Below are 8,720 nucleotides of genomic sequence, written 5' to 3' on the forward strand. Positions count from 1 at the left end.
TGGTGGGGGGGGGGGGGGGGGGGGGGGGGGGCCCGGCGGCGGGGGGCGGGGGGGTGCCGGCGAGCTCGGGGGGCGGGCCCTCCCCCCCCCCCCGCCCCCGTCGTGGGGGCGGTTCGCCGACGGGTTGCGGCCGCAGACTGGTTGTGGATCTTTTTGGTTCTCGGGCAGCGTTTGGTGACCCTGAAGTGGTGGGGTTACCAGCCTCTTGCTTTCCACTGGGGGAGGGCTGGGCGTTCCGCTCCCAGGGTGCTGTCCTTGCCGTGGCCCGGGTAGAACCAGGTGTCGTCCGGCAACTTGTCGAACAGCTTGTGCTCGACGTCGTCGATCAGCGCGGCGAAACGCTGCGGGTCCTTGTCGGTGTTGCCGACGCCACCGGGGAAGAGGCTGTCGCCGGTGAACAGGTGCGGCGTGCCGTTGGGGTCGCGGTAGAGCAGCGCGATCGAACCCGGCGTGTGGCCCTTGATGTGGATGACCTCCAGCGCGCAGTCACCGACCGCGACGGTGTCCCCATCGGCCAGCCGCTCCGCCTCGATCGGCAGCCCGGCCGCGTCGTCGGTGTGCACGAGCGCCCGCGCGCCGGTCTTGGCGACCACCTCCTCCAGCGCCACCCAGTGGTCCATGTGCTGGTGGGTGGTCACCACGGCGGCCAGACCGCCGTCGCCGACCAGCTCCAGCAGCCGGGGCGCCTCGTTGGCGGCGTCGATCAACACCTGGTCGCCGGTGCCGGTGCAGCGCAGCAGGTAGGCGTTGTTGTCCATCGGGCCCACCGACAGCTTGCTGATGGTGAGCCCGTCCAACTCCCGTACCGCCGGCGGGCCGCCGTGGGTGACATCTCCGCTGTAGGTCATGACGTGTCCGTATCCGTTCCGGTGGAGTAGGCAGGGGACCGTCGGGTCGACGGCGAGCGTGGCCCAGTCGACCCTAGCCGGCCCGCGCCGCGCCGTCGTCGCGGAAATCGCTTTCGGCGCGTCGCCGCGCGCCCTACCGTCGGCCTCACAAGCGGCACCGGGACGTCGGACGGAGGTGGTGTTCATGCCGGACGTGGCACGCGTGTTCCGCCATCACCAGCTCGACACCGATGAGGATGCCATGACTATCGATCTGACCGCCCTCGGCTGGGACGCCGACCGGGCGACGTACGCCGCCCGACGCGGCGAGCACCACCCCGGCCGGGTGGCCCGCGTGGACCGGGGGGTCTGCACGGTGCTCACCGCCGACGGCCCGGTCCGGGCCAGCCTCGGCCCGTCCGTGCTGGCCGCCGCCGCCCAGGACCCCTCGACGCTGCCCTGCGCCGGGGACTGGGTGCTGCTCACGCACTGGCCGGACCGCCGGATCACCGTGGCGGTCGTGCTGCCCCGGCGGGCCGCGCTGATCCGCCGTACCGCAGGCAAGGACGCCAGCGGCCAGGTGCTGGCCGCCAACCTCGACGCCGCCGCCGTGGTGGAGCCGGTGCACCCGGAGCCGGACGTCGGCCGCATCGAGCGGCTGCTCTCGCTGGTCCACGAGTCCGGGGCCCGGCCCATCGTGGTGCTCACGAAGGCGGACCTCGCGGCCGACCCGGACGCGCTGGCCCGCCAACTCGCCGCGATCGCCCCCGGCGTGCCGGTGCTGCCGGTGAGCGCCGAGCGCGGCACCGGTCTGGACCCGCTGCGCGCCGAGGTCGCGCCGGGTCGCACGCTGGGGCTGCTCGGGCCGTCCGGCGCGGGCAAGTCGAGCCTGGTCAACGCGCTCGCCGGCGCGGTGATGATGCCGACCCAGGCGATCCGGCGGGTCGACGGAAAGGGCCGGCACACCACCACGTGGCGGGCCCTGGTGCCGATTCCGGGCGGCGGCGCGGTGATCGACACACCCGGCGTACGGGCGGTCGGTCTGCTCGACGGCGTGGCCGGCCTGGACCGGGCGTTCGCCGACATCGCCGGGCTGGCCGAGGGGTGTCGGTACGCCGACTGCGGCCACGACGGCGAGCCGGCCTGCGCGGTACGCGACGCGCTGCGGACCGGTGAGCTGTCCACCCGCCGGTGGGAGAGCTGGCGACGTCTGCAGTCGGAGGTCACCCACGAGAGCCGGCGGCGCGAGGCGCGGCTGGCCGCGGAGCGGCGTGGCGGATGGCGCTCGGCCCGGCGTCGGGCGGCGCGGCCACCGTCGCCCGGAGGTTACTGACTGCTGTCGTACGCGGCCTGACGGCGACGCGGCCGACCGGGCTGAGCTGGGGGAATGTGCGGGCGGGGGAAACTGTCATACCTCGGGGCTAGAGTTGCCGAGGCGTGTTTTCCGCGCCCGCACGACCGCTCAAAGTCACCCAGAGCGGGACAGATCCTTCGCTTCGTCTTCTCCCGGGAGTACACGCACTGTGGCCGACCGACTGATCATCCGTGGCGCGCGCGAGCACAACCTGCGTGACGTCAGTCTCGACCTGCCCCGGGACGCCCTCATCGTGTTCACCGGGCTGTCCGGGTCGGGCAAGTCGAGCCTGGCCTTCGACACGATCTTCGCCGAGGGGCAGCGGCGGTACGTGGAGTCGCTGTCGTCGTACGCCCGGCAGTTCCTCGGCCAGATGGACAAGCCCGACGTCGACTTCATCGAGGGGCTGAGCCCGGCCGTCTCGATCGACCAGAAGTCCACCTCGCGCAACCCGCGCTCGACCGTCGGCACCATCACCGAGGTCTACGACTACCTGCGGTTGCTCTACGCCCGCATCGGTGAGCCGCACTGCCCGGTCTGCGGCGAGCGGATCTCCCGGCAGAGCCCGCAGCAGATCGTCGACCGGGTCCTCGCGATGGCCGAGGGCACCAAGTTCATGGTGCTCGCGCCGGTGATCCGCGGCCGCAAGGGTGAGTACGTCGACCTCTTCGCCGAGCTGCAGGCCAAGGGCTACGCCCGGGCCCGCGTCGACGGCGTGGTGCACCCGCTGACCGAGCCGCCGAAGCTCAAGAAGCAGGAGAAGCACACCATCGAGGTGGTGATCGACCGGCTCACCGTCAAGCCGAGCGCCAAGCAGCGGCTGACCGACTCGGTCGAGGCGGCGCTGGGCCTGTCCAGCGGGCTGGTGCTGCTCGACTTCGTCGACCTGCCGGAGGACGACCCGGACCGGGAGCGCCGCTACTCCGAGCACCTGGCCTGCCCCAACGACCACCCGCTCGCGATCGAGGATCTCGAGCCGCGGGTCTTCTCCTTCAACGCGCCGTACGGCGCCTGCCCGGAGTGCACCGGGCTGGGCACCAAGAAGGAGGTCGACCCGGAGCTGCTGGTCCCGGACCCGGAGCGCAGCCTGCGCGAGGGCGCCATCCAGCCCTGGTCCACAGGGCACAACCTGGAATACTTCCTGCGCCTGTTGGAGGCGCTCGGCGAGGCCCAGCACTTCGACGTCGACACCCCGTGGCGGGCGCTGCCGGCGCGGGCGCAGAAGACGATCCTGCACGGCTCCGACGACCAGGTGCACGTGCGCTACCGCAACAAGTACGGTCGCGAGCGCTCCTACTACACCGGCTTCGAGGGCGTGGTGCAGTGGATCGAGCGCCGGCACTCCGACACCGAGTCCGAGTGGTCCCGCGACAAGTACGAGGGCTACATGCGCGACGTGCCGTGCGCGGCGTGCGGGGGCGCCCGGCTCAAGCCCGAGGTGCTCGCGGTCACCCTGGCCGGCAAGAGCATCGCCGAGGTCTGCAACCTGTCGGTGGGGGAGTGCGCCGACCTGCTCGCGGCCATCGAGCTGACCGACCGGCAGAAGATGATCGCCGAGCGCGTCCTCAAGGAGATCAACGCCCGGCTGCGGTTCCTGCTCGACGTCGGCCTGGACTACCTCTCGCTGGACCGGCCGGCCGGCACGCTGTCCGGCGGTGAGGCGCAGCGCATCCGGCTGGCCACCCAGATCGGCTCCGGTCTGGTGGGCGTGCTCTACGTGCTCGACGAGCCGTCGATCGGCCTGCACCAGCGCGACAACCACCGGCTGATCGAGACGCTGATCCGGCTGCGTGGGCTGGGCAACACGCTGATCGTTGTGGAGCACGACGAGGACACCATCCGTGTCGCCGACTGGATCGTCGACATCGGGCCCGGCGCCGGCGAGCACGGCGGCAAGATCGTGCACAGCGGCTCGGTGCCGGCGCTGCTGAAGAACAAGGAGTCGATCACCGGGGCGTACCTGTCCGGGAAGCGGTCGATCCCGACGCCGGCCGGCCGCCGGCCGCAGGATCCGGCCCGCGAGCTGGTGGTGCACGGCGCGCGTGAGCACAACCTGCGCAACCTGACCGTCTCGTTCCCGCTGGGCCAGCTCATCGCGGTCACCGGGGTCAGCGGCTCGGGCAAGTCGACGCTTGTCAACGACATCCTGTACGCGGTGCTGGCCAACCAGATCAACGGCGCCCGGCTGGTGCCCGGCCGGCACACCCGGGTCTCCGGTCTGGAGCACGTGGACAAGGTCGTCGGTGTGGACCAGTCGCCGATCGGCCGCACTCCGCGCTCCAACCCGGCCACCTACACCGGCGTCTGGGACCACGTCCGCAAGCTCTTCGCCGAGACCACCGAGGCCAAGGTCCGGGGGTACGGGCCGGGTCGGTTCTCGTTCAACGTCAAGGGCGGCCGCTGCGAGGCGTGCTCCGGCGACGGCACCATCAAGATCGAGATGAACTTCCTGCCCGACGTGTACGTCCCCTGCGAGGTCTGCAAGGGTGCCCGGTACAACAGGGAGACCCTGGAGGTGCACTACAAGGGCAAGACCGTCTCGGACGTGCTGGAGATGCCGATCGAGGAGGCCGCCGAGTTCTTCTCCGCCATCCCGGCCATCCACCGGCACCTCAAGACCCTCGTCGACGTCGGCCTTGGCTACGTCCGCCTCGGGCAGCCCGCGCCGACCCTCTCCGGCGGTGAGGCGCAGCGGGTCAAGCTCGCGTCCGAGCTGCAGAAGCGGTCCACCGGGCGGACTGTCTACGTGCTCGACGAGCCGACCACCGGGCTGCACTTCGAGGACATCCGCAAGCTGCTGATGGTGCTGGAGGGCCTGGTCGACAAGGGCAACACGGTGATCACCATCGAGCACAACCTCGACGTGATCAAGACCGCCGACTGGCTTATCGACATGGGCCCGGAGGGTGGTCACCGGGGCGGCATGGTGCTCGCCACAGGCACCCCGGAGGAGGTCGCCGAGGTCGCCGAGAGCCACACCGGCGAGTTCCTGCGCCAGGTGCTCAAGCTCGACGGCGAGGCCAAGGGCGCCGCGGCCGCCACCACCCGCGCCGCCAAGGCAAACGGCGTCACCAAGACGCGGACCAGCCGCAAGGTGCCGGCCGGCGCGCGCTGACCTCGATCTCTGCGGGGCGGGGCGGGGCGATTGCTGCCCCGCCCCGCGCCATTTCCCGGGTCGGACGGATGCCGCGATGAACCATCCGGCACAGTTGCCCGTGTGGAAAAGTGTGTCGGCTGTTGACCGGCGCAGCAGGCGAGAGAGAGGCGAGGCATGAGTGACGATCAGGCGCTGACCGGTCCGGGTACGCAGACACGTCGTACCCTGCTCACCGGTGTCGGGGCAGTCGGCGCGGCTGTCGTCCTGGCTGCCTGCGGCAGTGACGACGGCGGCGGCAGCGGCAGCAGCAGTGACGGTCCCACGAGTGGTGGCCCCGCCGTGCCCAGCACCGGCGACGCCGGCGGCGGCGATCGGCAGAACGCCCAGTCGCTGGCCACCACCGCCGACATCCCGGTCGGCGGCGGCAAGGTCCTCGCCGCCGAGGGCGTGGTGATCACCCAGCCCGCGGCCGGCCAGTTCAAGGGCTTCAGCCCCATCTGTACGCATCAGAACTGCCCCGTGACGAACGTCGACGGCGGCACCATCAACTGCACCTGCCACGGCAGCAAGTTCTCGATCGCGGACGGTTCGGTGAAGGCCGGGCCGGCCACCAAGCCGCTGCCGCCCAAGGAGATCAAGGTGACCGGGGACCAGATCTCCCTGGCCTGACGCGCACGGCTCGACGGCTCTCGACGGCTCTCGACGGCTTGATCGACTCGTGTTCCGGGAAGGCGGGGTGTCCGCGGCTCGTCGACACCCCGCCTTCCCGGAAGCCGAGTGGATCACGCGCTCGCGGTGGGGTGTCGGTGGTGCGGACTAGGCTTGTCGGCGTGGCTGACCCCTCGACCTACCGACCCGCACCCGGCACCATCCCGGAGTCACCGGGGGTCTACCGCTTCCGCGACGGCACCGGCCGAGTGATCTACGTCGGCAAGGCGAAGAACCTGCGCAGCCGGCTCAACTCCTACTTCGGCGACGTCTGGAACCTGCACGAGCGCACCCGGCAGATGGTCACCACCGCCGAGTCGGTGGACTGGATCACCGTTGGCACCGAGGTCGAGGCGCTCCAGCAGGAGTTCACCTGGATCAAGCAGTACGACCCCCGGTTCAACGTCCGCTACCGCGACGACAAGTCGTACCCCTATCTCGCCGTCACCCTCGACGAGGAATATCCGCGGTTGCAGGTGATGCGCGGCGCGAAGCGCAAGGGTGTGCGCTACTTCGGCCCGTACTCGCACGCCTGGGCCATCCGGGAGACCCTCGACCTGCTGCTGCGGGTGTTCCCCGCGCGCACCTGCTCGGCAGGCGTGTTCAAGCGCGCCGGTCAGGTCGGCCGTCCGTGCCTGCTGGGCTACATCGGCAAGTGTTCGGCGCCGTGCGTCGGCACCGTCTCGGCCGACGAGCACCGGGCCATCGTCGACGGTTTCTGTGACTTCATGGCCGGACGCACCGACACGATGGTCCGCAAGATCGAGCGCGAGATGACCGAGGCGAGCGAGCAGCTGGAGTTCGAGCGCGCCGCCCGCCTGCGTGACGACGTGGCCGCCCTCCGCCGGGCCATGGAGAAGCAGACAGTGGTGCTCGGCGACGGCACCGACGCCGACGTGGTCGCGTTCGCCGACGACCCGCTCGAGGCGGCCGTGCAGGTCTTCCACGTCCGCGACGGCCGGGTCCGCGGTCAGCGCGGCTGGGTCGTGGAGAAGACCGAGGACCTGAGCACCGGGGACCTGGTGCACCACTTCTGCACCCAGGTGTACGGCGGCGAGCACGGCGAGGCCGACGTGCCCCGCGAACTGCTGGTGCCCGAGTTGCCCGCCGACGCCGACGCGCTGGCCGAGTGGCTGAGCAACCACCGGGGCAGCCGGGTGTCGCTGCGCGTGCCGCAACGCGGCGACAAGCGCTCGCTGATGGAGACGGTGGAGCGCAACGCCAAGGACGCGTTGGCCCGGCACAAACTCAAGCGGTCCGGTGACCTGACCACCCGCGGCAAGGCGCTTGACGAGATCGGCGAGGCGCTCGACATGCGTACCTCACCGCTGCGCATCGAGTGCTTCGACATCTCCCAGATCCAGGGCACCGACGTGGTGGCCAGCATGGTGGTCTTCGAGGACGGGTTGCCCCGCAAGAGCGAGTACCGGCGGTTCATCGTCCGGGGCGCCACCGACGACCTGTCCGCCATGTCCGAGGTGCTGCGCCGCCGCTTCGCCCGCTACCTGGACGCGCGGGCCGAGACGGGCGAGGTGGGCGTGGAGTCGGCCGACGACCCGACCGCGCCCGGCGGCGCCACGGATCCGCAGGTCGGCATCCTGGTCGACCCCACCACCGGCCGGCCGCGGAAATTCGCGTACCCGCCCCAACTGGTGGTCGTCGACGGCGGCGCCCCGCAGGTCGCGGCGGCCGCTCAGGCCCTCGCCGACCTGGGTATCGACGACGTCGCATTGTGCGGCCTCGCCAAGCGGTTGGAGGAGGTGTGGCTCCCCGACGACGAGTTCCCGGTCATCCTGCCGCGCACCTCGGAGGGTCTCTACCTGCTGCAACGCGTCCGCGACGAGGCGCACCGCTTCGCCATCACGTTCCACCGCCAGCGTCGTTCGAAGCGGATGACCGAGTCCGCGCTGGACAACGTCCCCGGCCTGGGCGAGGTTCGCCGCAAGGCGCTGCTACGGCACTTCGGCTCGCTGAAGCGACTCTCCACGGCGACCGTCGAAGAGATCACCGAGGTGCCCGGGGTGGGTCGGCGCACCGCCGAGGCGATCCTGGCCACCCTCGACAAGGGCACCAAAGCCGACGACAGCGCCGAGGCGAGCCCCAGCACCTGAGCTGCACGGTGCGGACCATCCCGCCGCGGCCGGCGAGCTGGCCAGCAGTCGTGGCGTCGGCCAGGACTGGGACAACTCGGCCTGCCGCCTTCTCGCTCGGCTGGGGCGGCGGGTCAGGTCACACGGAATGCACCGCCCGCCTGCGCGAGTGATCCGGGCGCGGCTTGATCAACACGACATCACCGATGTCGGGGCATTCCGGAGTCCCGGATACCGCGATAGCGCCGATCCCGTGTTGATCACTGCGGGACGGTCGCCCCGAGGGTAGCCGCTGGACGCGTCTGGGCGTAATGTCCGGTCTGGGATGCCGGCAGGGGTGTGACCGGCCGCGTTCGTGGTCCAGCCTCGTGGTGGCCCGGCGTCGTGGTGGCCCGGCGTCGTGGTGGCCCGGCGTCGTGGTGGCCCGGCGTCGTTGCGCACCCTCAGGTCGATGATCCACTCGGGTTCCCTGAAGTCGCGGTGTCCAACGCGCCCGGACACCCCGGTTTCAGGGAAACCGAGTCGATCACGACCGGCCGGGGCCGATGCCCGTTCTCGGCTGGGCGATTTGTCCGGTATAGGCCGTTGCGTCCTGTGGTCGGCGGCACTCGGGTGGCGGAATCGCGGGCCGGGCGGGGTCGTTA

Annotated in this window: 5 protein-coding genes; 4 read left to right on the plus strand and 1 reads right to left on the minus strand. The window is 71.2% G+C overall.

The window, feature by feature from the left end; genetic code table 11:
- Positions 1-194: 194 nt before the first annotated feature.
- Positions 195-848 (minus strand): MBL fold metallo-hydrolase, encoded by a 654-nt coding sequence (locus ACLQ26_RS32920; RefSeq protein ID WP_425748263.1) that lies wholly within the window; start codon positions 846-848, stop codon positions 195-197.
- A 241-nt stretch (positions 849-1,089) separates the two neighbouring features.
- Here ACLQ26_RS32920 and rsgA point away from each other — a divergent pair, with 241 nt between their 5' ends.
- From rsgA to uvrC, 4 genes are all read left to right on the plus strand, one after another.
- Positions 1,090-2,160: a ribosome small subunit-dependent GTPase A gene (gene rsgA, locus ACLQ26_RS32925; RefSeq protein ID WP_425748267.1), complete on the plus strand. Its 1,071-nt coding sequence runs from the start codon at positions 1,090-1,092 to the stop codon at positions 2,158-2,160.
- A 190-nt stretch (positions 2,161-2,350) separates the two neighbouring features.
- Positions 2,351-5,296, plus strand: coding sequence for an excinuclease ABC subunit UvrA (gene uvrA / locus ACLQ26_RS32930; protein WP_425748264.1), 2,946 nt, complete (start codon positions 2,351-2,353; stop codon positions 5,294-5,296).
- A 156-nt stretch (positions 5,297-5,452) separates the two neighbouring features.
- On the plus strand, positions 5,453-5,947 hold the full coding sequence (locus ACLQ26_RS32935; protein WP_425748265.1) for a Rieske (2Fe-2S) protein: 495 nt from the start codon (positions 5,453-5,455) through the stop codon (positions 5,945-5,947).
- 161 nt (positions 5,948-6,108) lie between these two features.
- Positions 6,109-8,097 (plus strand): excinuclease ABC subunit UvrC, encoded by a 1,989-nt coding sequence (gene uvrC / locus ACLQ26_RS32940; protein WP_425748266.1) that lies wholly within the window; start codon positions 6,109-6,111, stop codon positions 8,095-8,097.
- The last annotated feature ends 623 nt before the right edge of the window (positions 8,098-8,720 follow it).

It is taken from the genome of Micromonospora sp. DT43, from assembly GCF_049841645.1.
Classification (GTDB): Bacteria; Actinomycetota; Actinomycetes; order Mycobacteriales; family Micromonosporaceae; genus Micromonospora.

What these genes read in the sequence shown, in the direction of transcription:
- ACLQ26_RS32935 (WP_425748265.1), top strand. Translation starts at nt 5,453, where the DNA reads ATGAGTGACGATCAGGCGCTGACCGGTCCGGGTACGCAGACACGTCGT.
- rsgA (WP_425748267.1), top strand. Translation starts at nt 1,090, where the DNA reads ATGACTATCGATCTGACCGCCCTCGGCTGGGACGCCGACCGGGCGACG.
- ACLQ26_RS32920 (WP_425748263.1), bottom strand. Translation starts at nt 848, where the DNA reads ATGACCTACAGCGGAGATGTCACCCACGGCGGCCCGCCGGCGGTACGG.